Origin of the sequence: Lelliottia sp. AC1 (genome assembly GCF_023278595.1) — a bacterium.
In the GTDB taxonomy this organism is placed as follows: Bacteria; Pseudomonadota; Gammaproteobacteria; order Enterobacterales; family Enterobacteriaceae; genus Enterobacter; species Enterobacter nimipressuralis.
Genome location: NZ_CP025699.1, coordinates 2,772,137 through 2,798,478, shown reverse-complemented (window position 1 = coordinate 2,798,478; position 26,342 = coordinate 2,772,137). Strand labels below are relative to the sequence as shown.

The 26,342-nt window shown below is 54.4% G+C and carries 27 protein-coding genes and 1 other annotated feature; of the genes, 17 read left to right on the top strand and 10 right to left on the bottom strand.

The genetic code is table 11. The annotated features are described in order from the left end of the window. Nucleotides 1–33: 33 nt before the first annotated feature. From wcaA to ugd, 14 genes are all read left to right on the top strand, one after another. Nucleotides 34–876 carry a colanic acid biosynthesis glycosyltransferase WcaA gene (wcaA, locus tag C0560_RS13370; RefSeq protein ID WP_100779608.1) on the top strand — a complete coding sequence of 281 codons (843 nt, stop codon included), beginning with the start codon at nucleotides 34–36 and terminating at the stop codon, nucleotides 874–876. Between the two features lie 2 nt (nucleotides 877–878). After that, complete coding sequence (gene wcaB / locus C0560_RS13365) at nucleotides 879–1,367, top strand: colanic acid biosynthesis acetyltransferase WcaB (protein ID WP_100780848.1); 489 nt, start codon at nucleotides 879–881, stop codon at nucleotides 1,365–1,367. Beyond that, nucleotides 1,364–2,581: a colanic acid biosynthesis glycosyltransferase WcaC gene (gene wcaC / locus C0560_RS13360; RefSeq protein WP_123427429.1), complete on the top strand. Its 1,218-nt coding sequence runs from the start codon at nucleotides 1,364–1,366 to the stop codon at nucleotides 2,579–2,581. The genes wcaB and wcaC overlap by 4 nt, the downstream gene beginning before the upstream one ends. After that, complete coding sequence (wcaD, locus tag C0560_RS13355) at nucleotides 2,556–3,776, top strand: colanic acid polymerase WcaD (protein WP_123427431.1); 1,221 nt, start codon at nucleotides 2,556–2,558, stop codon at nucleotides 3,774–3,776. The genes wcaC and wcaD overlap by 26 nt, the downstream gene beginning before the upstream one ends. 16 nt (nucleotides 3,777–3,792) lie before the next feature. Beyond that, on the top strand, nucleotides 3,793–4,539 hold the full coding sequence (gene wcaE, locus C0560_RS13350; protein WP_123427433.1) for a colanic acid biosynthesis glycosyltransferase WcaE: 747 nt from the start codon (nucleotides 3,793–3,795) through the stop codon (nucleotides 4,537–4,539). Nucleotides 4,540–4,554: 15 nt separating this feature from the next. Continuing rightward, the gene (gene wcaF / locus C0560_RS13345; RefSeq protein ID WP_248858719.1) at nucleotides 4,555–5,103 is read left to right on the top strand and encodes a colanic acid biosynthesis acetyltransferase WcaF; all 549 of its coding nucleotides are present in this window, start codon (nucleotides 4,555–4,557) and stop codon (nucleotides 5,101–5,103) included. A gap of 25 nt (nucleotides 5,104–5,128) precedes the next feature. Continuing rightward, nucleotides 5,129–6,250 (top strand): GDP-mannose 4,6-dehydratase, encoded by a 1,122-nt coding sequence (gene gmd, locus C0560_RS13340; RefSeq protein ID WP_100779613.1) that lies wholly within the window; start codon nucleotides 5,129–5,131, stop codon nucleotides 6,248–6,250. A gap of 3 nt (nucleotides 6,251–6,253) precedes the next feature. After that, nucleotides 6,254–7,219 carry a GDP-L-fucose synthase gene (locus C0560_RS13335; protein ID WP_100779614.1) on the top strand — a complete coding sequence of 322 codons (966 nt, stop codon included), beginning with the start codon at nucleotides 6,254–6,256 and terminating at the stop codon, nucleotides 7,217–7,219. A gap of 2 nt (nucleotides 7,220–7,221) precedes the next feature. Continuing rightward, the gene (locus C0560_RS13330) at nucleotides 7,222–7,701 is read left to right on the top strand and encodes a GDP-mannose mannosyl hydrolase (protein WP_248858716.1); all 480 of its coding nucleotides are present in this window, start codon (nucleotides 7,222–7,224) and stop codon (nucleotides 7,699–7,701) included. Continuing rightward, a complete protein-coding gene (gene wcaI, locus C0560_RS13325) occupies nucleotides 7,698–8,921 on the top strand; it encodes a colanic acid biosynthesis fucosyltransferase WcaI (protein ID WP_248858715.1) in 1,224 nt (407 codons plus the stop codon). Before C0560_RS13330 ends, wcaI begins: the two co-directional genes overlap by 4 nt. Before the next feature lie 3 nt (nucleotides 8,922–8,924). Beyond that, on the top strand, nucleotides 8,925–10,361 hold the full coding sequence (gene cpsB / locus C0560_RS13320; RefSeq protein ID WP_100779617.1) for a mannose-1-phosphate guanyltransferase: 1,437 nt from the start codon (nucleotides 8,925–8,927) through the stop codon (nucleotides 10,359–10,361). Between the two features lie 110 nt (nucleotides 10,362–10,471). Continuing rightward, a complete protein-coding gene (gene cpsG / locus C0560_RS13315; protein ID WP_248858713.1) occupies nucleotides 10,472–11,842 on the top strand; it encodes a colanic acid biosynthesis phosphomannomutase CpsG in 1,371 nt (456 codons plus the stop codon). A 164-nt stretch (nucleotides 11,843–12,006) separates the two neighbouring features. Next, the gene (gene gndA / locus C0560_RS13310; RefSeq protein ID WP_248858711.1) at nucleotides 12,007–13,413 is read left to right on the top strand and encodes an NADP-dependent phosphogluconate dehydrogenase; all 1,407 of its coding nucleotides are present in this window, start codon (nucleotides 12,007–12,009) and stop codon (nucleotides 13,411–13,413) included. Between the two features lie 253 nt (nucleotides 13,414–13,666). After that, complete coding sequence (gene ugd / locus C0560_RS13305; protein ID WP_248858709.1) at nucleotides 13,667–14,833, top strand: UDP-glucose 6-dehydrogenase; 1,167 nt, start codon at nucleotides 13,667–13,669, stop codon at nucleotides 14,831–14,833. Between the two features lie 55 nt (nucleotides 14,834–14,888). Here the strand turns inward: ugd and C0560_RS13300 are convergent, their stop codons facing one another. After that, nucleotides 14,889–15,893 carry an NAD-dependent epimerase gene (locus C0560_RS13300; RefSeq protein ID WP_248858707.1) on the bottom strand — a complete coding sequence of 335 codons (1,005 nt, stop codon included), beginning with the start codon at nucleotides 15,891–15,893 and terminating at the stop codon, nucleotides 14,889–14,891. Nucleotides 15,894–16,085: 192 nt separating this feature from the next. Between C0560_RS13300 and wzzB the strand changes: the two genes are divergently transcribed. Then, entirely contained in the window at nucleotides 16,086–17,066 is a 981-nt protein-coding gene (gene wzzB, locus C0560_RS13295) for an LPS O-antigen chain length determinant protein WzzB (RefSeq protein ID WP_123427465.1), read from the top strand. Nucleotides 17,067–17,107: 41 nt separating this feature from the next. Here the strand turns inward: wzzB and hisIE are convergent, their stop codons facing one another. The 9 genes from hisIE to hisL form a co-directional block, all read right to left on the bottom strand. Further along, nucleotides 17,108–17,719, bottom strand: a complete 612-nt coding sequence (gene hisIE, locus C0560_RS13290) for a bifunctional phosphoribosyl-AMP cyclohydrolase/phosphoribosyl-ATP diphosphatase HisIE (protein ID WP_129035961.1) — start codon at nucleotides 17,717–17,719, stop codon at nucleotides 17,108–17,110. Beyond that, a complete protein-coding gene (hisF, locus tag C0560_RS13285; RefSeq protein WP_100779643.1) occupies nucleotides 17,713–18,489 on the bottom strand; it encodes an imidazole glycerol phosphate synthase subunit HisF in 777 nt (258 codons plus the stop codon). Before hisF ends, hisIE begins: the two co-directional genes overlap by 7 nt. Further along, a complete protein-coding gene (gene hisA, locus C0560_RS13280) occupies nucleotides 18,471–19,208 on the bottom strand; it encodes a 1-(5-phosphoribosyl)-5-[(5-phosphoribosylamino)methylideneamino]imidazole-4-carboxamide isomerase (RefSeq protein ID WP_248858706.1) in 738 nt (245 codons plus the stop codon). The genes hisF and hisA overlap by 19 nt, the downstream gene beginning before the upstream one ends. After that, nucleotides 19,208–19,798: an imidazole glycerol phosphate synthase subunit HisH gene (gene hisH / locus C0560_RS13275; RefSeq protein WP_107703291.1), complete on the bottom strand. Its 591-nt coding sequence runs from the start codon at nucleotides 19,796–19,798 to the stop codon at nucleotides 19,208–19,210. The genes hisA and hisH overlap by 1 nt, the downstream gene beginning before the upstream one ends. Continuing rightward, on the bottom strand, nucleotides 19,798–20,865 hold the full coding sequence (gene hisB, locus C0560_RS13270) for a bifunctional histidinol-phosphatase/imidazoleglycerol-phosphate dehydratase HisB (protein ID WP_248858705.1): 1,068 nt from the start codon (nucleotides 20,863–20,865) through the stop codon (nucleotides 19,798–19,800). The genes hisH and hisB overlap by 1 nt, the downstream gene beginning before the upstream one ends. Further along, nucleotides 20,862–21,923 (bottom strand): histidinol-phosphate transaminase, encoded by a 1,062-nt coding sequence (hisC, locus tag C0560_RS13265; protein WP_102104063.1) that lies wholly within the window; start codon nucleotides 21,921–21,923, stop codon nucleotides 20,862–20,864. Before hisC ends, hisB begins: the two co-directional genes overlap by 4 nt. Then, on the bottom strand, nucleotides 21,920–23,224 hold the full coding sequence (gene hisD, locus C0560_RS13260; protein WP_248858704.1) for a histidinol dehydrogenase: 1,305 nt from the start codon (nucleotides 23,222–23,224) through the stop codon (nucleotides 21,920–21,922). Before hisD ends, hisC begins: the two co-directional genes overlap by 4 nt. A gap of 53 nt (nucleotides 23,225–23,277) precedes the next feature. Next, the gene (gene hisG, locus C0560_RS13255) at nucleotides 23,278–24,177 is read right to left on the bottom strand and encodes an ATP phosphoribosyltransferase (protein ID WP_100779649.1); all 900 of its coding nucleotides are present in this window, start codon (nucleotides 24,175–24,177) and stop codon (nucleotides 23,278–23,280) included. A gap of 35 nt (nucleotides 24,178–24,212) precedes the next feature. Then, nucleotides 24,213–24,336 (bottom strand) — a sequence feature (His leader region). Beyond that, nucleotides 24,312–24,362 (bottom strand): his operon leader peptide, encoded by a 51-nt coding sequence (gene hisL, locus C0560_RS13250; protein WP_099516347.1) that lies wholly within the window; start codon nucleotides 24,360–24,362, stop codon nucleotides 24,312–24,314. (Overlaps the previous feature by 25 nt.) Before the next feature lie 175 nt (nucleotides 24,363–24,537). Between hisL and C0560_RS13245 the strand changes: the two genes are divergently transcribed. Next, nucleotides 24,538–25,362, top strand: a complete 825-nt coding sequence (locus tag C0560_RS13245; protein WP_107703296.1) for an SDR family oxidoreductase — start codon at nucleotides 24,538–24,540, stop codon at nucleotides 25,360–25,362. Nucleotides 25,363–25,403: 41 nt separating this feature from the next. Then, on the top strand, nucleotides 25,404–26,333 hold the full coding sequence (locus tag C0560_RS13240) for a LysR substrate-binding domain-containing protein (RefSeq protein WP_248858703.1): 930 nt from the start codon (nucleotides 25,404–25,406) through the stop codon (nucleotides 26,331–26,333). Nucleotides 26,334–26,342: the final 9 nt, after the last annotated feature.

The window sequence follows — 26,342 nt, the reverse complement described above, 5'->3', positions numbered from 1 at the left end:
GGGGTGAGGGCAACAAGCCATCCGGGGAATAAAATGACAACACCACGCCCTTTGATCTCCATCTATATGCCAACCTGGAATCGTCAGCAGCTGGCGATCCGCGCGATTAAATCGGTTTTACGTCAGGACTACGACCACTGGGAATTGATCATCGTGGATGATTGCTCGTCATCCTTCGAGCAGCTGCAAAAATTCGTCACCGAGCTGAACGACCCGCGCGTGATGTATACCCACAACGCCATCAACTCAGGGGCGTGCGCGGTGCGCAACCAGGCGATTTTGCAGGCGAAAGGGGAGTTCCTGACCGGCATCGATGATGACGACGAGTGGACGCCCAACCGTCTGTCGACCTTCCTGGCGCATAAACATCAGCTGGTCACCCACGCGTTTTTGTATGCCAACGACTATGTCTGCCAGGGCGAAGTTTACTCCCAGCCCGCCAGCCTGCCGCTGTACCCGAAATCACCGTACTCGCGCCGTCTGTTTTACAAACGCAATATCATCGGCAACCAGGTCTTTACCTGGGCATGGCGCTTCAAAGAGTGCCTGTTCGATACGGAACTGAAAGCGGCGCAGGACTACGACATTTTCCTGCGCATGGTAGTGGAATATGGCGAACCCTGGAAAGTGGATGACGCCACGCAAATTCTGCACATCAATCACGGTGAAATGCAGATCACCTCATCGCCGAAAAAATTCTCCGGCTACTTCCACTTCTATCGCAAGCACAAGGACAAGTTCGACCGTGCCAGCCGTAAATATCAGCTGTTTACCCTCTATCAGATCCGCAATAAGCGCATGAACTGGCGCACGCTGCTGACGCTCTTTTCCGTGCGAAACACTAAGCGTCTGGCCGACGGGCTGCGGGGGAAATAATGATTCTGGAAGATTGCCGCGCAAACAGCTGGAGCCTGCGCCCGTGCTGCATGGTTCTGGCGTACCGCATTGCCCATTTCTGCTCCGTCTGGCGCAAGAAAAATGTGCTCAATAACCTGTGGGCAGCGCCGGTTCTGGTGCTGTACCGCATCATCACCGAATGCCTGTTTGGCTATGAAATCCAGGCGGCGGCCACCATCGGACGACGTTTTACCATTCACCACGGCTACGCCATCGTTATCAATAAATTCGTGGTCGCGGGTGATGATTTCACCGTTCGCCACGGCGTCACTATCGGTAACCGTGGCCCGGACAGCCTGGCCTGCCCGGTGATTGGCAACAACGTCGAGCTGGGGGCCAATGTGGTGATGATTGGTGAGATTACCGTTGGCAACAACGTCACCGTTGGCGCGGGGAGCGTGGTGCTGGACAGCATCCCGGATAACGCGCTGGTGGTGGGTGAAAAAGCCCGCGTGAAGGTGTTGAAATGAATATTCTGCAATTTAACGTCCGTCTTGCCGAAGGCGGGGCGGCCGGCGTGGCGCTGGATCTGCATCAGCGTGCGCTGCAAAAAGGGTTCAATTCCCGCTTTGTGTATGGCTACGGCAAGGGCGGTAAAAAAAGCGTCAGCCACGATAACTATCCGCACGTCCTGAAGCAGACCCCGCGTCTGACATCGGTGGCCAACATCGCGCTGTTTCGTCTGTTCAACCGCGATCTGTTCGGCAATCTGAATAACCTCTACCGCACCGTGACGCGCACCCCCGGCCCGGTGGTTCTGCATTTCCACGTTATGCACAGCTACTGGCTGAAACTTGAAGAGGTGGTTGCCTTTTGTGAGAACGTGCAGGCGCACAAGCCGGACACCACGTTTGTCTGGACCCTGCACGATCACTGGAGCGTTACCGGACGCTGCGCGTTCACCGATGGCTGCGAAGGCTGGAAAACGAACTGCCAGAAATGCCCGACACTCAGCAACTATCCGCCGGTGAAAGTGGATCGCGCGCACCAGCTGGTGGCAGGAAAACGTCAGCTGTTCCGCGACATGATGGCCCTCGGCTGCCACTTTATCTCCCCGAGTCAGCACGTGGCGGATGCCTTTAACAGCCTGTATGGCGTCGGGCGCTGCAAGATTATCAATAATGGCATTGATGTGGCGACCGAAGACATTCTGGCGGAACTCACGCCGGTGGCAGTAACGCCGGGTAAGCCGAAAATTGCGGTGGTTGCGCACGATCTGCGCTATGACGGCAAAACCAATCAACAGCTGGTGCGCGACATGATGGCGCTCGGCGACAAAATTGAGCTGCACACCTTCGGCAAATTCTCGCCGTTTGAAGGGCCGAACGTGATTAATCACGGCTTTGAAACGGATAAACGCAAGCTGATGAGCGCCCTGAACGGTATGGACGCGCTGGTGTTTAGTTCTCGCGTGGACAACTACCCACTGATTTTGTGCGAAGCGCTCTCCATCGGCGTGCCGGTGATCGCCACCCACAGCGACGCCGCGCGCGAAGTGCTGGAGAAATCAGGCGGCAAAACCTTCAGCGAGCACGAGGTGCTGCCGCTGGTGCAACGACCAAAAGCCGAGATCGCGCAGGCTGTTTTTAACACCAGCCTGGAATCGTTCCGCAACCGCAGCCGCAAGGCTTACAGCGGTGAACAGATGCTGGAGGAGTATGTCTCGTTCTATCAGAATCTGTAGCTACCTGCTGTTGCCGCTGATCTATCTGCTGGTTAACGTCAAAATTGCCCAGTTGGGCGAAAGCTTCCCGATCACCATCGTGACTTTCTTACCGCTTTTGTTGCTGCTCTATGTCGACAAAATTAGCGTGAAGAAACTGATGATTGCCCTGGGGCTGGGGTTTGGCTTAACGGCATTTAACTACATCTTTGGTCAGTCGCTGGATGCCAGCAAGTACGTCACCTCCACCATGTTATTTGTCTATATCGTCATTATTATTGGCATGGTGTGGAGTATTCGGTTTAAAACTATTTCGCCGCACAATTATCGGAAAATCCTTAGGTTCTTTTATATTGCCGTTGCGTTCATTGTTATGCTTGCCGCCATGGAAATGGCGCAAATTATTTTCACCGGCGGCAGTAGCCTGATGGAGATGATTTCGAAATATCTGATTTACAGTAATAGCTATGTTCTGAACTTCATTAAATTTGGTGGCAAACGCACCACTGCGCTTTATTTTGAACCGGCGTTTTTTGCTCTGGCACTAATCTCAATTTGGCTCAGCATCAAACAGTTTGGTATCAAAACCCCTAAGACCGATGCTATGATTCTTGCAGGGATTGTTCTGTCAGGCTCTTTCTCCGGGGTAATGACATTTATCTTGTTTTACCTGCTGGAGTGGGCCTTTCAGTACCTGAATAAAGACGCGATTAAGAAAAAACTACCCCTGGCTATCATTTCATTAGCCGTATTTTTAGTGGGTATTGTTTTTGCATTCCCCTACATCGCCACGCGTCTCGGTGATTTAGGTACGGAAGGTTCGTCATCATATTATCGTATCATTGGGCCACTGGTGATGGTGGGGTATTCATTAACCCATATTGATGGCGTAGTCAGATTTGGCTCACTTTACGAATATGTTGCATCATTCGGAATCTTTAACGGTGCGGATGTCGGTAAAACCATAGACAATGGGCTGTATCTGTTAATTATTTACTTTTCCTGGTTCGCCGTGCTGTTAACAGCATGGTACCTGTTTAAAGTGTTCAAAATGATGATTAACGCGTTTGGTGATAATCAGAATTTCCGTGTGCAGCTTTATCTTTTTACGCCGGTGTCGCTGTTTTTTACCGGGTCAATATTTAGCCCGGAATATGCATTCTTAATTGTCTGTCCGTTTATTCTGCGCAAAGCGCTTAATATTACGAACGTATGACGAAACGAGGTGGTTTATGTTTCTTAGCGTCATTACAGTCGCTTTTCGCAATCACGAAGGGGTCGTCAAAACCTGGCGTTCGCTGCGCAATCTGGCCCGCGATCCCAGCCTCACGTTTGAATGGATTGTGGTTGACGGCGGCTCTGACGATGGCACAGCGGAGTTTCTGGAAAAACTCAACGGTGAGTTCAACTTACGTTACATCAGCGAGAAAGATAAAGGCATTTACGATGCGATGAATAAAGGCATCGACATGGCGCAAGGGCACTATGCGATCTTCCTCAATTCCGGTGATGTTTTCCACGACGATGTGGCATTGTTTGCCCGTCAGCTGTCGCGCCAGAAAGAAGAAGCCATGTTTATCGGTGATGCGCTGCTCGATTTCGGCGATGGCACAAAAATTCGTCGTAGCGCCAAAAGCGGCTGGTATATCTACCACAGTTTGCCTGCCAGCCATCAGGCGATTTTCTTCCCGACGGCGGGCCTGAAAAAGCACCCGTACGATTTGCAATATAAAGTGTCATCTGATTATGCACTGGCCGCCAGTCTGTATAAATCCGGTTATCCGTTCCGTCGAATTAAAGGGCTGGTATCGGAATTCTCGATGGGGGGTGTGTCAACCTCGAATAATCTGGAATTATGCCAGGATGCTAAAAAAGTCCAGCGCAACATATTGCGCGTACCCGGCTTCTGGGCGGAATTATCCTATTTATTACGTCTGAAAACGACGGGCAAAACGAAAGCCTTATATAACAAAGCCTGAATATAAGGAAAGGTGATGCAGGATCTCAGTGGTTTTACCGTCCCGAAAGGTTTTCGCGGTGGAAATGGAATAAAAGTGCAGCTGTGGTGGGCGGTACAGGCAACATTATTTGCCTGGTCACCGCAGGTGTTGTATCGCTGGCGAGCCTTTTTGCTGCGTTTATTTGGCGCAAAAATTGGCAAAAATGTGGTTATTCGCCCGTCCGTGAAAATTACTTATCCATGGAAATTAACCCTCGGTGATTACGCCTGGGTGGGTGATGACGCGGTGTTATATACCCTGGGCGATATTACGATTGGCGCCCACTCTGTGGTGTCACAAAAGTGTTATTTGTGTACCGGCAGTCACGATTTTATGAGTCAGCATTTCGAGATTAACGCCACGCCTATTGTGATTGGCGAAAAATGCTGGCTGGCGACAGATGTTTTTGTTGCACCTGGTGTTTCTGTTGGCGATGGCACCGTTATTGGCGCCCGCAGCAGCGTTTTTAAATCGCTACCGGCAAATAAGATTTGCCGTGGCAACCCCGCAGTGGTGATACGCGAACGCGTTGAAACTGATTAAATTCGATAAGTAGAGGAATATAAACATGTCTAAAGTCGCTCTCATCACCGGCGTTACCGGGCAGGATGGTTCTTATCTGGCGGAGTTTCTGCTGGAGAAAGGGTATGAAGTTCACGGCATTAAACGCCGCGCTTCTTCGTTCAACACCGAGCGTGTGGACCACATCTATCAGGATCCGCATGCTGCAAACCCGAAATTCCATCTGCATTACGGCGACCTGACCGACAGCTCCAACCTGACCCGTATCCTGCAGGAAGTGCAGCCGGATGAAGTCTACAACCTGGGCGCAATGAGCCACGTGGCTGTCTCCTTCGAATCCCCGGAATACACCGCAGATGTCGATGGCATGGGCACGCTGCGCCTGCTGGAAGCTATCCGCTTCCTGGGTCTGGAAAAGAAAACCCGTTTCTACCAGGCATCCACCTCTGAGCTGTACGGCCTGGTGCAGGAAATCCCACAGAAAGAGACCACGCCGTTCTACCCGCGCTCTCCTTACGCTGTCGCGAAACTCTACGCTTACTGGATCACCGTGAACTACCGCGAATCCTACGGCATGTACGCCTGTAACGGCATTCTGTTCAACCACGAATCCCCACGCCGTGGCGAAACCTTCGTAACCCGTAAAATCACCCGTGCGATCGCTAACATCGCGCAGGGCCTGGAATCCTGCCTGCACCTCGGCAACATGGACTCCCTGCGTGACTGGGGCCATGCGAAAGACTACGTGAAAATGCAGTGGATGATGCTGCAGCAGGACAAACCGGAAGATTTCGTGATTGCCACCGGCGTGCAGTACTCCGTGCGTCAGTTCGTTGAAATGGCAGCCGCACAGCTCGGTATCAAACTGCGCTTTGAAGGCACCGGCGTTGAAGAGCGTGGAGTGGTGGTTTCTGTGACCGGTCACGATGCACCGGGCGTGAAACCGGGCGATGTGATTGTTCAGGTTGACCCGCGTTACTTCCGTCCTGCGGAAGTGGAAACCCTGCTCGGCGACCCAACCAAAGCACACGAAAAACTGGGCTGGAAACCGGAAATCACTCTGCAGGAGATGGTCTCTGAAATGGTTGCCCACGATCTCGAAGCAGCGAAAAAACACTCCCTGCTGAAGTCACATGGCTACGAGGTTGCCATCGCGCTGGAGTCCTGAGTCATGACCAAACAACGTATTTTTGTCGCCGGTCATCGTGGAATGGTGGGATCGGCCATCGTTCGCCAGCTGGAACAGCGCGGCGATGCTGAGCTGATTCTTCGCACCCGCGACGAGCTGAATCTGCTGGACAGCCAGGCGGTGCAGCAGTTCTTTGCTAACGAACGCATTGACCAGGTGTATCTGGCGGCGGCGAAAGTGGGCGGCATTGTCGCCAACAACAGCTACCCGGCGGATTTCATCTACGAAAACATGATGATCGAGAGCAACATCATTCACGCGGCGCATCTGCACAACGTGAATAAGCTGCTGTTCCTCGGCTCATCCTGTATCTACCCGAAGCTGGCCAAACAGCCAATCGCTGAGAGCGAGCTGCTGCAGGGCACGCTGGAAGCGACGAACGAGCCGTATGCCATCGCCAAGATTGCCGGGATCAAACTGTGTGAGTCCTATAACCGCCAGTATGACCGCGACTATCGCTCGGTGATGCCAACCAATCTGTACGGGCCGCACGATAACTTCCACCCGAGCAACTCGCACGTGATCCCGGCGCTGCTGCGCCGCTTCCACGAAGCGACCGCCGCCAACACGCCTGATGTGGTGGTGTGGGGCAGCGGGACGCCGATGCGCGAATTCCTGCATGTGGATGACATGGCTGCCGCCAGCATTCACGTGATGGAACTGGATCGCGAGGTGTGGGCTGAAAACACCCAGCCGATGCTGTCGCACATCAACGTTGGCACCGGCGTGGATTGCACCATTCGCGAACTGGCGCAGACCATCGCCCAGGTGGTGGGCTACAAAGGCCGCGTGGTGTTCGACGCCACTAAGCCCGACGGCACACCGCGTAAATTGCTGGACGTGACGCGTCTGCACCAGCTCGGCTGGTATCATGAAGTGTCGCTCGAACAGGGACTGGCCAGTACGTACCAGTGGTTCCTGGAAAACCAGCATCGCTTCCGGGGGTAATCATGTTTTTAAGTCAGGAAGATTTTGCCACGGTAGTCCGCTCCACTCCGCTGATCTCCATCGATTTGATCGTGGAGAACGAACGCGGTGAGTTTCTGCTCGGTAAACGCACCAATCGCCCGGCACAAGGATTCTGGTTTGTTCCGGGAGGACGCGTGCAAAAGGATGAGACGTTAGACACTGCGTTTGAACGTCTCACCCTGGCGGAGCTGGGGCTGCGTCTGCCGATGGCGGCAGGCCAGTTTTACGGGGTTTGGCAGCACTTCTATGACGATAACTTTTCCGGCACCGATTTTAGCACCCATTACGTGGTGCTCGGTTTTCGCCTGAAGGTGAGTGAGGCAGACCTGCGTCTGCCTGATTCTCAGCACGACGATTACCGCTGGCTGGAACAGGCCGCGCTGCTGGCCAGTGACAACGTTCACGACAACAGTCGCGCCTACTTCCTGGCGGAATGTCAGGCTGAGGTGCCGGGACTATGAAGATTTTGGTCTACGGCATCAACTACTCGCCGGAGCTAACCGGTATCGGTAAGTACACCGGTGAGATGGTCGAATGGATGACCCGTCAGGGTCACGAGGTGCGGGTCATTACGGCCCCGCCTTACTACCCGGAATGGAAAGTTGGCGAGCGTTACTCCAGCTGGCGCTATCGCCGCGAGCAGGGTGACGCGACCGTCTGGCGCTGCCCGCTGTATGTGCCGAAACAGCCCTCGACGCTAAAACGCCTGCTGCATTTGGGAAGCTTTGCTCTGAGCAGTTTCTTCCCGCTGATGGCCCAGCGTCGCTGGAAGCCGGACCGCATTATTGGCGTGGTGCCGACGCTGTTTTGCACGCCAGGCATGCGCCTGCTGGGCAAACTCTCTGGCGCACGCACTCTGCTGCACATTCAGGATTATGAAGTCGACGCGATGCTCGGCCTCGGTATGGCCGGGAAAGGCAAGGGCGGGACAATCGCGAAACTGGCCAGCGCCTTTGAGCGCAGCGGCCTGCATAACGTCGATTACGTCTCAACCATCTCGCGCTCGATGATGAACAAAGCGCAGGAGAAGGGCGTCCCGGCGCAGAAAGTGATCTTTTTCCCGAACTGGTCCGAAGTGGCGCGTTTTCGCGACGTAACGGAGAGCGATGCACTGGCGTTACGCACCCAGCTTGGTCTGCCTTCTGATCAAAAAATCATTCTTTACTCAGGCAACATCGGGGAAAAACAGGGGCTGGAAAGCGTTATCGACGCCGCGCAGCAGCTTCGCAATCACCCGTGGATGTTTGTGATTGTCGGGCAGGGCGGTGGCAAAGCCCGGCTTGAGAAAATGGTCAGCGAACGCGGCCTGAACAATGTGAAATTTTTCCCGCTTCAGTCTTATGAGGCGCTGCCAGCCCTGCTGAAGATGGGCGACTGCCACCTGGTCGTGCAAAAGCGCGGCGCCGCAGATGCGGTTCTGCCCTCCAAGCTGACCAACATTTTAGCCGTCGGTGGCAATGCGGTGATCACCGCCGAGCCGGAGACCGAGTTAGGCCAGCTGTGCGACAGCTATCCGGGGATCGCCGTTTGCGTTGAACCGGAATCGGTAACGGCGCTGGTCGCCGGAATTGAACAGGCTCTCGCGATGCCAAAAGAGAACACGGTGGCACGTGATTATGCCGAACGCACGCTCGAAAAAGAGAACGTGCTTAGCCAATTTATTGCAGATATACGGGGATGAATAATGAGTCAGAATAAATTGTACCCGGTCGTGATGGCGGGTGGCTCCGGTAGTCGTTTGTGGCCGCTGTCCCGCGTGCTCTATCCCAAGCAGTTCCTCTGCCTGAAAGGGGAACTCACCATGCTGCAAACGACGGTGTCTCGTCTGAACGGCGTGGAGTGCGAAAGTCCGGTGGTGATTTGCAACGAGCAGCACCGCTTTATTGTCGCCGAACAGCTGCGTCAGCTGAACAAGCTGACGGAAAATATCATTCTGGAACCGGCAGGCCGTAATACTGCCCCGGCGATCGCCCTGGCGGCACTGGCCGCGCGACGCAGCAGCCCGGATTGCGATCCGCTGATGCTGGTGCTGGCGGCTGACCATGTGATTCAGCAGGAAGACGCCTTCCGTAACGCGGTGCGCGCCGCCATTCCTTACGCCGAAAGCGGCAAACTGGTGACCTTCGGCATCGTGCCGGATCTCCCGGAAACCGGCTACGGCTATATCCGTCGCGGCGATGTAACGACCGGAGAAGGCGACAGCGTGGCCTTTAACGTGGCGCAGTTTGTCGAAAAACCGAATCTGGAAACTGCTCAGGCCTATGTCGGCAGCGGCGAATACTACTGGAACAGCGGGATGTTCCTGTTCCGCGCCGGGCGCTATCTGGAAGAGCTGGAAAAATATCGCCCGGATATTCTCCGCGCCTGCGAAAAAGCGATGGCGGTGGTAGACCCGGATCTCGACTTTATCCGCGTGGATGAAGCGGCGTTCCTCGCCTGCCCGGAAGAGTCCGTGGATTACGCGGTAATGGAACGCACGGCGGACGCGGTGGTGGTGCCGATGGATGCGGGCTGGAGTGATGTCGGCTCCTGGTCCTCTCTGTGGGAAATCAGCGCCCATACGGCGGAAGGCAACGTCCATCATGGCGATGTTATCAGCCATAAAACCGAAAACAGCTATGTCTATGCGGAATCCGGCCTGGTCACCACGGTTGGCGTCAAAGATCTGGTGGTTGTACAGACCAAAGACGCGGTGCTGATTGCCGACCGAAACTCCGTCCAGGACGTCAAAAAAGTCGTTGAGCAGATTAAAGCCGATGGCCGTCATGAGCATCACATTCACCGCGAAGTGTACCGTCCGTGGGGCAAATATGACTCCATCGACGCGGGCGATCGCTATCAGGTGAAGCGCATTACCGTGAAACCGGGCGAGGGGCTTTCTGTGCAGATGCATCATCATCGCGCGGAACACTGGGTGGTGGTCGCGGGGACGGCGAAAGTCACCATTGATGGTGAGATCAAACTGCTTGGCGAAAACGAATCTATCTATATTCCGCTGGGCGCGACGCACTGTCTGGAAAACCCAGGGAAAATTCCTCTCGATCTGATCGAAGTGCGATCCGGCTCCTATCTGGAAGAAGACGATATTGTCCGGTTCCAGGATCGGTACGGGCGGGTTTAGCACCGGTTAACAATGTCCGGTGGCACTGCGCCATCCGGCAAATAACGACAACGATAATTTTTGGCCACTTTCTGGTCAGGGCCGACTGTAGCCTGAAGAAGGGTAAAAACATGAATAAGTTAACCTGTTTCAAAGCCTACGATATTCGCGGCAAATTGGGTGAAGAGCTGAATGAAGATATCGCGTGGCGCATTGGCCGCGCGTACGGCGAATACCTGAAACCGAAAACCATTGTGCTCGGCGGCGATGTGCGTCTCACCAGCGAAGCGCTGAAACTGGCGCTGGCAAAGGGGCTGCAGGACGCCGGTGTGGATGTGCTTGATATCGGCCTGTCCGGCACCGAAGAGATCTATTTCGCCACCTTCCACCTGGGCGTGGACGGCGGCATCGAAGTCACCGCCAGCCATAATCCGATGGATTACAACGGCATGAAGCTGGTGCGCGAAGGCGCGCGTCCGATCAGCGGCGACACTGGGCTTCGCGACGTGCAGCGTCTGGCGGAAGCCAACGACTTCCCGCCGGTGAACGANGCCGCGCGCGGCAGCTATCAGCAGATTGATCTGCGCAACGCGTATATCGACCATCTGCTGGGGTATATCAACGTGGCAAACCTCAAGCCGCTGAAGCTGGTGATTAACTCCGGCAACGGCGCGGCCGGTCCGGTGGTGGACGCCCTTGAAGCCCGCTTTAAGGCGCTGAANGTGCCGGTCACCTTTGTGAAAGTCCACAACACCCCGGATGGCAACTTCCCGAACGGGATCCCGAACCCGCTGCTGCCAGAGTGCCGCGACGATACCCGCAACGCGGTAATCGAGCACGGCGCGGATATGGGGATTGCCTTTGACGGCGATTTCGACCGCTGCTTCCTCTTCGATGAAAAAGGCCAGTTTATCGAGGGCTATTACATTGTCGGCCTGCTGGCTGAAGCCTTCCTTGAGAAAAACCCGGGGGCGAAAATCATTCACGACCCGCGTCTCTCCTGGAACACCGTCGATGTGGTCAGCGCTGCGGGCGGCACGCCGGTGATGTCGAAGACCGGTCACGCGTTCATTAAAGAGCGCATGCGCGAAGAAGACGCCATTTACGGCGGCGAGATGAGCGCCCACCATTACTTCCGTGATTTTGCCTACTGCGACAGCGGGATGATCCCGTGGCTGCTGGTGACCGAGCTGCTGTGCCTCAAGGGGCAAACCCTGGGCGAACTGGTGCGCGACCGCATGGCGGCGTTCCCGGCGAGCGGCGAAATCAACAGCAAACTTGCGGCACCGGCAGAGGCCATTGCCCGTGTGGAAGCGTATTTCGCCCCAAACGCGCAGGAGATTGATCATACAGACGGGATCAGCATGGCATTCCCTGAGTGGAGGTTCAATCTGCGTTCGTCCAATACCGAGCCGGTGGTACGCCTGAACGTCGAATCTCGTGCGGATGTAACGCTAATGCAAGAAAAAACAGAAGAGATTCTGGCATTGCTCAGAAAGTGACAGGTTGAGGCCAAAATAGACGCCTGGTGATCATTTCTGGATTGTGCATTCAGTGTGACATAGATCGACAAAAGCTATTTATTTTGGCCAGTACTGGGTTAACATCATAGACACATTTCAAGCCGCGCATAAGTCGCGGTGACCACACCTGACAGGAGTATGTAATGTCCAAACAACAGATCGGCGTTGTCGGTATGGCAGTGATGGGGCGCAACCTGGCGCTCAACATCGAAAGCCGTGGTTATACCGTCTCCGTTTTCAACCGTTCCCGTGAAAAAACCGAAGAAGTGATTGCCGAGAACCCAGGCAAGAAGCTGGTTCCCTTCTATACGGTGCAGGAGTTTGTTGAATCTCTGGAAACGCCGCGTCGTATCCTGTTAATGGTGAAAGCTGGCGCGGGTACTGATGCTGCTATCGATTCCCTGAAGCCGTATCTGGATAAAGACGACATCATCATTGATGGCGGTAACACCTTCTTCCACGACACCATTCGTCGTAATCGTGAGCTTTCTGCGGAAGGTTTCAACTTCATCGGTACCGGCGTGTCTGGCGGTGAGGAGGGCGCCCTGAAAGGCCCATCTATCATGCCTGGCGGTCAGAAAGAAGCGTATGAGCTGGTCGCGCCTATTCTGACTAAAATTGCCGCTGTTGCAGAAGATGGCGAACCGTGCGTGACGTACATCGGTCCAGACGGTGCGGGTCACTATGTGAAAATGGTTCACAACGGTATTGAATACGGCGACATGCAGCTGATTGCTGAAGCCTACTCGTTGCTGAAAGGCGGCCTGAATCTTTCCAACGAAGAGCTGGCGCAGACTTTCACTGAGTGGAACACCGGCGAGCTTAACAGCTACCTGATCGACATCACCAAAGACATCTTCACCAAGAAAGACGAAGAGGGTAAATACCTGGTTGATGTGATTCTGGACGAAGCGGCGAATAAAGGTACCGGTAAATGGACCAGCCAGAGCTCTCTGGATCTTGGTGAGCCACTGTCTCTCATTACTGAGTCCGTGTTTGCACGTTATATCTCTTCTCTGAAAGAGCAGCGCGTTGCAGCGTCTAAAGTGCTGTCTGGCCCGCAGGCTAAACCTGCCGCTGACAAAGTTGAGTTCATCGAGAAAGTTCGTCGTGCTCTGTACCTGGGCAAAATCGTCTCTTACGCACAGGGCTTCTCTCAGCTGCGTGCTGCATCTGACGAGAATAACTGGGATCTGAACTACGGTGAGATCGCCAAGATCTTCCGCGCCGGTTGCATCATCCGCGCCCAGTTCCTGCAGAAAATCACCGATGCTTACGCGGAAAACGCAGGCATTGCTAACCTGCTGCTGGCACCGTACTTCAAGAAAATTGCTGACGACTACCAGCAAGCACTGCGTGATGTTGTTGCATACGCGGTCCAGAACGGTATTCCGGTTCCGACTTTCTCAGCTGCAGTTGCGTACTACGACAGCTACCGTGCAGCGGTGTTGCCTGCGAACCTGATTCAGGCGCAGCGTGACTACTTCGGTGCACACACGTATAAGCGCACTGACAAAGAAGGTGTGTTCCATACCGAATGGCTGGATTAATCTGATTTAACTCAGTCTGATAGCAAGGCCCGGTTATCGTTACCGGGCTTTTTTATTGTTCCTTTCCCCGTGTCTCCTCGCTTTGCACAGTCTCATGCGAAAATTGCCGAACAATTGACACTGTTATCCCGCTACGGTAGCAAGGTCTTTGCCTTGACAGTGCATAAACATAAGAGGTAAAAACCTCAACAGTTGTTTACAGCGGTGGCACTGTAGAGGCCTCCTGACACTCATACTTGAAGAAGTTGAACGAATGAAAATTACAATCTCCGGAACAGGCTATGTCGGTCTATCTAACGGTATTCTGATCGCACAAAATCATGAAGTGGTGGCGTTGGATATCGTGCAGGCCAAAGTGGATATGCTTAACCAGAAGATCTCCCCGATTGCTGACAAAGAAATCGAGGAATACCTGGCCAACAAGTCGCTCAACTTCCGCGCAACAACCGATAAAGAAGATGCTTATCGCGGTGCAGATTATGTGATTATCGCCACTCCAACGGATTATGATCCTAAGACCAACTACTTCAATACCTCCAGCGTAGAAGCAGTGATCAAAGATGTTGTGGCATTGAATCCTGAAGCCGTGATGATCATCAAATCGACAATACCTGTCGGGTTCACCCAGTCAATTAAAGAGAAACTGGGTATCGATAACGTGATCTTCTCTCCAGAATTTCTGCGTGAAGGCAAGGCTCTTTACGACAACCTCTATCCATCGCGTATTGTTATTGGTGAGCGTTCCGCACGTGCCGAGCGCTTTGCGGCGCTGTTGCAGGAGGGGGCGATCAAGAAAGATATTGATGTGCTGTTCACCGATACCACTGAAGCTGAGGCTATCAAGCTTTTCGCCAATACCTATCTGGCGATGCGTGTGGCCTTCTTCAACGAGCTGGACAGCTACGCGGAAAGCCTGGGACTGAACACCAAACAGATCATTGAAGGTGTCTGTCTGGACCCGCGCATTGGCAACCACTATAACAATCCGTCATTCGGTTACGGCGGTTACTGTCTGCCAAAAGATACCAAGCAGCTGCTCGCAAACTACCAAACGGTGCCAAACAACCTGATTTCCGCGATTGTGGAAGCAAACCGTACGCGTAAAGATTTCATCTCTGACTCCATTCTGGCGCGTCAGCCGAAAGTGGTGGGGGTGTATCGTCTGATCATGAAGAGCGGGTCAGATAACTTCCGCGCATCCTCCATCCAGGGGATCATGAAGCGTATTAAGGCGAAAGGCGTGCAAGTGATTATTTATGAACCGGCGATGAAAGAAGACGAGTTCTTCCATTCACGGGTCATTCGCGATCTGGACGCATTCAAGAAAGATGCCGATGTAATTATTTCAAACCGTATGGCAGAAGAGCTGGCGGATGTGGCAGATAAAGTTTATACCCGCGATCTGTTCGGAAGTGATTAAGCTTTGTTGCTAAACGCATCAAGAAAATGCCCGGCATTGCCGGGCATTGTCGTTTTTAGGCCTTGTAGAAATTACGGTACCAGTCGACGAAATTCTTCACGCCTTCTTTCACAGAGGTCTGAGGTTTAAAGCCAATCACCTCGTACAGCGCTTTGGTATCCGCGCTGGTCTCCAGTACATCACCCGGCTGAATCGGCATCATATTCTTATCTGCTTCAATGCCTAACGCTTCTTCCAGCGCTGTAATGTAATCCATCAGTTCAACAGGCGAGCTATTACCGATGTTGTAGACGCGATAGGGAGCGGAGCTGGTTGCTGGCGTGCCTGCTTCAACGGTCCAGTTTTCATCCGCCTGTGGAATAACATCCTGCAGACGAATAATGGCTTCGGCAATGTCGTCAATGTAGGTGAAATCACGCTTCATCTTGCCGTAGTTGTACACATCAATGCTTTTGCCTTCGAGCATCGCTTTGGTGAACTTAAACAGCGCCATATCCGGACGGCCCCACGGGCCGTACACCGTAAAGAAGCGCAGGCCGGTGGTAGGCAAGTTATAGAGATGCGAATAGGTATGCGACATCAGCTCGTTGGCTTTTTTGGTCGCAGCGTAAAGTGATACCGGATGGTCTACCGAATCATCGGTCGAGAAGGGCATTTTACGGTTAAGGCCATAAACCGAACTCGAGGAGGCGTACAGCAGGTGCTGAACCTTATTATGGCGACAACCTTCCAGTACGTTCAGATGTCCGGTAAGGTTGGCATCAGCATACGCATGCGGGTTTTCCAGCGAGTAACGCACGCCTGCCTGAGCGGCAAGATGGATGACGCGGTCAAACTTCTCGTTGGCAAACAGGGCTGCCATGCCTTCACGGTCGGCCAGATCGAGTTTGTGAAAGCTGAAATTCCCGGATGTCAGCAGATCCAGGCGCGCCTGCTTCAGGTTGACATCGTAGTAGTCGTTGAGATTGTCGATACCGACAACCTGATGCCCGGCGTCCAAAAGACGCTTACTGACGTGTGAGCCGATAAAACCCGCTGCACCAGTGACCAGAAATTTCATATCCATCCTCTTTAGAATCAAAAACTGCTATCTGTTAAGCGTAAAACCTATGACGCACATCATACCTCTAAGCGTGGAGTAAGCAAAACTTCACCAGTCGGCAGATTCTCATCGGATTCTTATAGAAAAATTATCAGTTCACGATAGACTAGCTAGATATTTTTTTGCGCTAATTTTACCGTTAAGGATTGTATGTCTCCGAACAGCAATTACGAGGTCATTCACCGGAATGACCCTGAGCAGATTGATTTCATAGATTTAGTCATGCAGCTTTGGCGTGGGAAGTGGATAATTGCTGCATTTGTTGCTATCGCTATTGTACTCGCTGTCGCTTATTTGACCTTTGCAAAGGAGAAATGGACCTCTACAGCGATTATCACTCAGCCCGATGCAGCGCAAATTGCCAGCTATACCACAGCTCTGAACATTCTTTACGGTGCTGCTGCGCCAACAATGTTAGATACTCAGTTACGTGTAGTGGGTCGTTTCAACTCGGCATTCGCTGCGTTAGCCCAATCTCTTGATAATCAAGAAGATCCTGAGAAGTTAACGATTGACGCGGCAGTGAAAGGTCAGACACTACCACTCAATGTCACGTACGTTGGATCTTCCGCTGAAGCTGCACAGAAACAACTATCTCAGTATATTCAACAGGTTGATGAGCAAACGGCGAAAGAACTGGAAGTCGATCTTAAAGACAACATTAAACAGCAAATTGCTACACTTAACGATTCCCTGCAAAACCAAGAGAAAGTGGCTCAGGAACAAAAAGACCTGCGTATCAAACAGATTGTGGAAGCATTGAAATTTGCTCAAGCGGCCAAAATTACAGCACCACAGATTCAACAAACTCAGGATGTGACTCAAGACACTATGTTCCTGTTGGGTAGCGAAGCGTTGAATTCAATGATTCAGCATGAATCGACCCGCCCTCTGGTCTTTTCTCAAGCCTATTATCAGACTAAACAGAATCTGTTAGATATTCAGAATCTTAATGTTGATCCTTCGACTATTCACGCCTATCGCTATGTGATGAAACCCAATCTACCTCTTTACCGTGACAGCCCGAGGAAATCTATTGCTTTAATTCTGGCTGTTCTGCTGGGCGGCATTATCGGTTCTGGCGTTGTGTTAGGGCGCAACGCGCTGCGCAACTATAAACCAAAAGCTTGATAATCAGATAAAAAAAAAGACCGGGTCTCCCCGGTCTTTTTTTATTTATGCCGTTTTCGCAAATTCTCAATCACCGCCGTTAAATCCAGCTCCTGATCCTGGAGCAACACCAGCAGGTGATACATCAAATCTGAGGCCTCGTTGGTCAGCTCATCGCGATCGTTTACAGTTGCGGCCAGTGCCGTTTCCACGCCTTCTTCACCCACCTTCTGCGCGATACGCTTGGTTCCGCTCGCGTAAAGTTTTGCCGTATACGAGCTTTCCGGATCGGCGGTTTTACGCGCGGCGAGCAGTTGTTCGAGCTGATACAGGAACAGCCATTGATGGCTGGCATCGCCAAAACAGCTGCTGGTGCCCAGATGGCAGGTTGGTCCGATAGGATTTGCCAGTACCAGCAGGGTGTCGTTATCGCAGTCAGGGGTAATGCTCACCACATTGAGGAAATGACCGGACGATTCGCCTTTGGTCCACAGACGCTGTTTAGTGCGCGAGAAAAAGGTGACTTTCCCGCTCTCAAGCGTCGTGCTCAGCGCATCCTGGTTCATATAGCCCAGCATCAGGACTTCGCCTGACACGGCGTGCTGCACAACCACCGGCAATAATCCGTCCGTTTTTTCCCAGTCCAGCTGAGCCCGTTGTTGTTCTGTTAACATACCCTAATCTCCACGCCCTGGTTAATCAGGAACGTTTTTAACTCGCCAATATTGATAATCTGCTTGTGGAACACCGACGCAGCAAGCGCGCCGTCGACATCCGCGTCGCGGAAGGCTTCCAGAAAGTGTTCCATCGTTCCAGCACCACCAGAGGCAATCATCGGCACGCGGCACACGGCACGCACTTTTTTGAGCTGCTCCAGGTCATAGCCATTACGCACGCCATCCTGGTTCATCATGTTCAGTACGATTTCACCTGCGCCGCGTTTTTGCACTTCCTGCACCCAGTCCAGCGTTTCCCATTGCGTCACGCGGGTGCGGTTTTCATCGCCCGTATATTGATTTACGTGATACTTGCCGGTTGCCGCGTCATACCAGGTATCAATCCCCACCACGATACACTGTACGCCAAAGCGATCCGCCAGACGGGTAATCAGCTCTGGATCTGCCAGGGCAGGGGAGTTGATGGAAATTTTGTCTGCGCCGAAGGAGAGGATCTGCGCAGCGTCTTCCGCCGATTTAATTCCGCCCGCCACGCAAAACGGAATATCGATCACTTCCGCTACGCGCTCGACCCAGCTTTTGTCGACCACACGGCCATCGCTGGAGGCGGTGATATCGTAAAAGACCAGTTCGTCTGCGCCTTCATCGGCGTAGCGTTTTGCGAGGGGGACGATGTCGCCGATGATTTCGTGATTGCGGAATTGCACGCCTTTCACCACCTGGCCATCACGCACGTCCAGACACGGGATTATCCGTTTTGCCAGCATTGAATCGCCTCCGTCACAGTAAACTTCTCTTCCAGTAAAGCGCGTCCCACGATAACGCCGCGCACGCCGGTGCCGCGCAGAGCGGCGACATCCGCTAAATCGCCAATACCGCCCGATGACTGGAAAGCCACCTGCGGATAGCGGGCGCACACTTCCTGATACAGCGAGACGTTAGAACCAGCCAGCGTCCCGTCGCGGGAGATATCCGTGCAAAGGACATGTTTCAGCCCTACGGGGAGATAAATTTCAACCAGCTCTTCCAGCGTCACGCCGGAATTTTCCTGCCAGCCGCTGACCGCTACCTGCTTGTTACCCTGCTCATCAATGCGCACATCCAGCGCCAGCACAAGCGCGTCGGGGCCAAAGCGGCGGAACCAGCCTTTAACCAGCTCCGGGTTTTTGACTGCCGTCGAGCCGACCACTACCCGCGCCACACCGGCTTCGAGCAGGGCGGCAACATCCTCTTCAGAACGCACACCACCGCCTACCTGCACTGGAACGTTAACGCCCGCGACCAGGGTTTTCAGCAGTGCGATCTGACGTTTCGCCGGATCTTTTGCGCCCGTGAGATCGACCAGGTGCAACACTTCTGCGCCCTGCGCCGCATAATCCTGCAAACGCGGCAGGGGATCGTTACCGTAGTCGCGCTGCTGGCCGTAATCGCCCTGATGGAGACGGACAACGGTGCCGTCAATTAAATCTAATGCGGGAATAATCATCACATCTCCAGGAAGTTTTTCAGCAACTGCGCACCCGCAGCACCCGAACGTTCCGGGTGGAACTGCACGCCAAAGAAATTATCTTTGTTGACCGCTGCCGTGAATGGCTCGCCGTAATTGCACTGGGCGATGGTGTACGGGTTCAGCGGCATGGCGTAGCTGTGCACAAAGTAGAAATAGGCCCCGTCTTCGATACCGCGAAACAGCCGGTCACCCGCTTTCGGGTAAACGCGGTTCCAGCCCATGTGCGGCAGCGGCAGGCCAAAGTCGGTCATCTTTGGCACATCTTCTTCGATGATGCCCAGCAGGTCCACGCCATTGCTCTCTTCGCTGCGACGCCCCAGGATCTGCATCCCCAGGCAAATGCCCAGCACCGGCTGGGTGCAGGCTTTAATCAGCTCGACCAGCTCACGCTCGTGGATCTGATCCATCGCCGCCTGCGCGGTGCCGACGCCCGGTAAAAAGAGTTTGTCGGCGCGCAGCACGACGTCCGGATCGCGGCTGACCACCGGATCATAGCCGTGGCGCGCGATGGCCGATTTCACCGAGTTGAGATTCGCGCAACCGGTATCCAGAATGACCACGTTCATCACAACACCCCTTTCGATGAAGGCAGCGTATCGCCCTCCACGCGGATCGCCTGGCGCAGCGTGCGGCCAAAGACTTTAAACAGGCTCTCGACGCGGTGGTGATCGTTTTTGCCTTTGGTTTTCAGGTGCAGCGTCACGCCCATGGTGTAGGAGAGCGAGCGGAAGAAGTGCTCAACCATCTCGGTGCTCAGATCGCCGACGCGCTGATAGGTAAAATCGGCTTTATATTCCAGGTGCGGACGGCCGGAGATATCCAGCGCGCAGCGGGCCAGACATTCGTCCATCGGCAGCACGAAGCCAAAACGGTTAATGCCGCGCTTATCGCCGAGCGCCAGCTTCAGGGCTTCGCCCAATGCAAGGCCGGTATCTTCAACGGTGTGGTGATCGTCGATGTACAGATCGCCCTTCACGTTGATCTCCATGCGGAATCCGCCATGGGTCGAAATCTGATCCAGCATGTGATCGAAGAAACCAACGCCGGTGTGAATTTTGCTGCCGCCTTCGCGGTCCAGCCACACTTTTACGTCAATCTGCGTCTCTTTCGTGTTGCGCTCGACGTGGGAGTAACGGTCACGCTTGGTGAGCTGCTCGCCAATCGTCGCCCAGTCCAGCTCATTGCGATTAAAACGCAGCCCCTGAATGCCCATGTTCTCGGCAAGCTGGATATCGGTTGCGCGATCGCCAATCACGTAGCTGTTCGCTTTATCCAGCACGCCATCAGCAAGATAGCGGTCAACCAGCTTCACTTTCGGTTTGCGGCAGTCGCAATTATCCGCTGGCAGGTGCGGGCAGATCAGCACATCGTCGAAGGTAATACCCTGCGAGGTGAGGATCTGCATCATCAGGTTGTGCGGGCCATCGAAATCGGCCTGCGGGAAGCTGTCGGTGCCCAGTCCGTCCTGGTTGGTGATCATCACCAGCTTATAGCCCGCTTTCTGCAGCTTAAGCAGAACCGGGATCACGTCAGCTTCAAAAGCCAGTTTGTCGAATCGATCGACCTGATAATCACTTGGTGGCTCAGCAATAATAGTGCCGTCGCGATCGATAAAAAGGGTCTTCTGGCTCATACTTTCTCCGCTTTCAGGGCGTCAATCACGCGCTGACTCTCTTCCCGGGTGCCCACGGTAATGCGCAGACAGCCGCTCAGGGAGGGTTGTTTGTTTTGGTCTCGTAAGATAATGCCCTGATCCCATAAAGATTTAAATATGGCGCTGGAGGCAGTGAAGCGCACCAGGATGTAATTGGTTTCCGAGTCAAAAACCTGCTCCACGCAGGGCAACGTTTTCAGGGCAGAGACGAGATACTGACGCTCCACCAGAATCTGCGCTACGCGCTCACGCATGGCGTTGATGCCCTGGGGTGCCAGCGCCTGCGCGGCGATATCGGCGACCGGCGTTGACAGCGGGTAAGGGGCGATCACTTTCATCAGCAGATCGATGACCTCTTTATTCGCCAGCGTAAATCCGCAGCGCAGACCGGCCAGTGCGAAGGCTTTCGACAGCGTACGCAGCACCACCAGATTTGGATACTCTTCCAGCCAGCCCGCCAGCGTCGCCTGAGGACAAAATTCGATATAGGCCTCATCGGCAACAACCAGCGCTTTGCCGCGCGTCATCTCAAGCAGGGTGCGGATATCCTGCGGATTAATGAGTTGGCCGGTTGGGTTATTCGGGCTGCAGACGAAAATCACTTTCACGCCGTCAAGATTCTCGGCGATGGTCGGGAGATCAAGCTGCCAGTCATCCAGCGCCAGCACGTTGCGACACGCTACGCCAAACGTTTCGGCGCTAACGCTGTACATGCCGTAAGTCGGCTGGCAATAGAGCACCGCGTCTTTGCCCGGCTCGCAGAAGGCGCGGATCAGCAGTTCGATACCTTCATCAGCCCCACGGCTGACCAGCACCTGCTCCGGCTTCACGCCCGCGTACTGGGCGTAATTCTCAATCACCGCCTTTGGCTGGCACTCCGGATAACGGTTCAGCGTCTGCTGGGAAAGCTCGAACGCGACTGCCGTCGGGAATTCATTGGCGTTCAGCCAGACATCACCATTCCCCCCCAGGCGACGAGCAGATTGATAGGGTGTCAGTCGACGAACGTTTTCGCGGGCTAATTCTTCAATGCTCATGCTTGCTCCTTCAGGGCGGCAACGCGCAGCGTCACGGCGTTTTTGTGGGCGGTCAGACGCTCGGCGGCGGCCAGCGTTTCAATCGTGGAGGCGAGGGCGGCAAAACCTTCGCGGGACAACTCCTGCACGGTCATGCGTTTCTGGAAATCAGCCAGCCCCAGGCTTGAACAGGTTGCGGTGTAGCCGTAGGTTGGCAGCACGTGGTTGGTGCCAGAGGCGTAATCGCCTGCGGATTCAGGCGACCAGTCACCGAGGAACACGGAACCGGCGCTGGTGATGCCATCGACCAGAGAACGGGCGTCGCGGGTTTGAATAATCAGGTGCTCCGGGCCGTACTGGTTAGAGATGGCGATGCACTGCTCGAGCGAATTCGCCACGATCAGGCGGCTGGCAGAGAGCGCCTGGCGTGCCGTGTCGGCTCGCGGCAGCTCTGCGAGTTGGCGTTCAACCGCTTCGCCCACGCGCTGCGCCATGTCGGCGTCCGGCGTCAGCAAAATCACCTGGGAATCGGGACCGTGTTCGGCCTGAGAGAGCAGGTCAGAGGCCACAAAGTCCGGCGTCGCGCCGCTGTCGGCAATCACCAGCACTTCCGACGGGCCCGCAGGCATGTCAATCGCCGCACCGTCCAGACGCTGGCTGACCTGGCGTTTGGCTTCAGTGACGTAGGCATTCCCCGGCCCAAAAATCTTATCGACTTTCGGCACGGATTCGGTGCCAAACGCGAGGGCGGAGATGGCCTGTGCACCGCCTGCTTTAAAGACGTCCTGCACGCCGCACAGTTTTGCCGCGTAGAGGATCTCATCGGCAATCGGCGGCGGCGAGCAGAGCACCACTTTCTGACAACCGGCGATACGCGCCGGCGTGGCGAGCATCAATACGGTGGAAAACAGTGGGGCGGAGCCACCGGGAATGTAGAGTCCGACGGAGGCCACCGGGCGTGTCACCTGCTGGCAGCGCACGCCGGGCAGGGTTTCGACGTCCACCACCTGCAGTTTCTGCGCGGTGTGGAAGGTGTCGATGTTTTTGACCGCCACGGCCATCGCCTGTTTGATGTCATCGCCAAGACGGTTGCAGGCGTCATCAATTTCTTGCGCCGTCACTTTCAGCGCACCGACGTCGGTTTTGTCAAACCTGGCGCTGTATTCACGCAGTGCGTCGTCGCCGCGGGCTTTCACGTTATCCAGGATTTCCGCCACGGTGCGGGTAATGCTGTCCGAAGCCGAAATGGCCGGGCGCGTCAGCAGTTTACGCTGTTGTTCAGTGCTGCAGGTATTCCAGTCGATGATTGTATTAAAGCTCATATCACTTTCCTTTTGCCGGATGCGCGAACGCTGACCGGGCACTGTTCGCGGAATTATTCCATCATCTTCTCAATCGGCAGCACCAGAATGGAGCTGGCACCCAGGGCTTTCAGTTTTTCCATGGTTTCCCAGAACAGGGTTTCGCTGCTGACCATATGCATCGCTACGCGCTGCTGATCGCCCGCCAGCGGCAGAATGGTTGGGCGTTCCGCGCCTGGCAGCAGAGCAATCACTTCATCCAGACGTTCGGTTGGCGCATGCATCATGATGTATTTCGATTCGCGAGCCTGAATCACACCCTGAATACGGGTCAGCAGACGGTCAATCAGCTGCTGCTTGGCATCCGGCATGTCGCCATCGCGCTGGATCAGGCAGGCTTTCGAGCGGTAAATCACTTCCACTTCGCGCAGACCGTTTGCTTCGAGGGTCGCGCCGGTAGAGACCAGGTCACAAATGGCGTCCGCCAGCCCGGCGCGTGGGGCCACTTCGACGGAACCGTTCAACAGACAAGATTTAAACTGCACGCCTTTCTGATCGAGATAGCGTTTCAGCAGGTGAGGATAAGAGGTGGCAATGCGCTTGCCGTTCAGCCCAGCCGGGCCGTCCCAGGCCTCATCCACTGCGGTGGCGAGGGAGAGACGGCAACCGCCAAAGTCCAGACGACGCAGGGTGAAATAGCGCGGGTCTTCGCCCTGCGCGCGGCGGGTCAGCAGCTCTTCTTCCAGCACGTTTTCGCCGATGATGCCAAGGTCAACCACGCCATCCATCACCAGGCCCGGAATATCGTCATCGCGAACGCGCAGGATATCGATCGGCATATTTTCAGCGAGGGCAATCAGGCGCTGCGTGTGCAGGTTAATTTTGATCCCGCAGCGGGAGAGTAATTCGCGTGAATCGTCGCTCAGGCGGCCTGATTTTTGAATAGCTATGCGTAAACGTGAGTTATCTAACATTCTGTTGTCCTTATTACCCTGTCTGGATACGGTCCAAAAAAAAGCCCCCGGAAGATGATCTTCCGGGGGCTCTCTCTTGCGTTCTCGCACCACTGGAAGATCTGAATGTCTTCCAGCACACATCGCCTGAAAGACTAGTCAGGATGATGGTGATGATGGTGGTTTTTAAAAGGAACGCGTGTCATATAAATTCTCTGTGAATGCTTATGCATCTGATGTCTTTTAACCTAAACCACATTCACGGTGTAAAGCAAGGGCTTTTTTTAATCATTAATTCATTTCATATTGATGCTATGAATTGTCAGTTCCTCAGCGCTGGCGTAGCCTTAAGTCAGACGCGTGCAAGCCAGGAGAAAACGCATGAAAAAGGTCGCAATTGTCGGTTTAGGATGGTTAGGCATGCCGCTGGCGATGTCGTTAACGGCGCGAGGCTGGCAGGTGACCGGCAGCAAAACCACGGTGGACGGCGTTGAGGCCGCGCGAATGTGCGGCATTGAGGGCGTCGAGTTACGCCTGGAACCGGAGCTGGTGTGCGATACGGACGATCTCGACAGCTTGATGAATGTGGATGCGCTGGTGATCACGCTGCCCGCACGCCGCAGCGGGCCGGGCGAGGAGTTTTACCGTCAGGCCGTGCAGGAGATTGTCGACAGCGCCCTGGCGCATCACATTCCGCGCATTATTTTCACCAGCTCGACGTCGGTGTACGGCGATGTGGAAGGCACGGTAAAAGAGAGTACCGAGCGCAAGCCCGTCACCGCCAGTGGGCGCGTGCTGAAAGAGCTGGAAGACTGGCTGCACAATTTGCCGGGTACCCAGGTGGACATTTTACGCCTCGCCGGTTTAGTCGGGCCAGAACGTCATCCGGGGCGCTTCTTTGCCGGGAAAACGGCACCGAACGGGCAACATGGCGTCAATCTTGTTCATCTTGAAGACGTGATCGGCGCAATTACGCTCCTGTTACAGGCCCCGAAGGGCGGTCACATCTATAATATATGTGCGCCCTCTCATCCGGCGCGAAGTCAGTTTTATCCCGTGATGGCCCGACAGCTTGGGCTTGAGCCGCCGCAATTTCGCGACGCATCTGGGGAAGGGCAAGGCAAAGTGATTGATGGCAATCGTATTTGTCGTGAACTGGGATTTGAGTATCAATATCCCGATCCGCTGGTGATGCCAATGGAATAACCCTGCCAGCGGGTTTGATCGCACACCGTTTTGGGGGCGACATGAAACCGCTGCTGGATGTTCTCATTATCCTCGATGCACTCGAAAAAGAGGGGAGTTTTGCTGCCGCGTCAGCGAAGCTCTTCAAAACTCCCTCGGCGTTAAGCTACACCGTCCACAAGCTCGAAAGTGACCTTAATATTCAGCTGCTCGATCGCAGCGGTCACCGTGCGCGTTTCACCCGAACAGGGCAGATGCTTCTTGAGAAGGGGCGCGAGGTGCTCCACACGGTGCGCGAGCTGGAAAAACAGGCGGTCAAGTTACATCAGGGCTGGGAAAACGAGCTTATCATCGGCGTGGATGATACGTTTCCCTTCTCGTTACTCTCTCCGCTGATCGAAGCGTTTTATCAGCGTCACAGCGTCACCCGACTCAAATTTATCAACGGCGTGCTGGGCGGCTCCTGGGAGGCACTCACTCAGGGGAGGGCGGATATCATCGTCGGTGCCCTGCGCGATCCACCCCAGTCGAGCGATTTTGGGTTTGCGCGTATCGGTACCCTTGAACAGGTTTTCGTGGTCGCTCCGCATCATCCTCTTGCTCAGGAGCCAGAGCCGATTCCGCGACGCGTCATTAAAGGCTGTCGCGCAATCGTCGTGGGCGACAGCTCGCTGCCCGAGTGCGCCGCCTCTTCGCAACTGCTCGACGATCAGGAAGCGATCACCGTTTTCGACTTTAAAACCAAGCTGGAGCTGCAAATCAGCGGCCTGGGCTGCGGGTATTTACCGCGTTATCTCGCTCAGCGATTCATTGAAAGTGGAGCGCTGGTTGAGAAGCAAGTGCTGGCGCAAACCAACAGCGAATCGGTGTGGGTGGGGTGGAATGAACAGACGGCTGGGCTTGCCAGCGCATGGTGGCGGGATGAGATTTTAGCAAATAGTGCTATCGCTGCCGTTTACACTTTACCTGAGGGCGGAATATCAACCGCTTAGTAAAAAGAA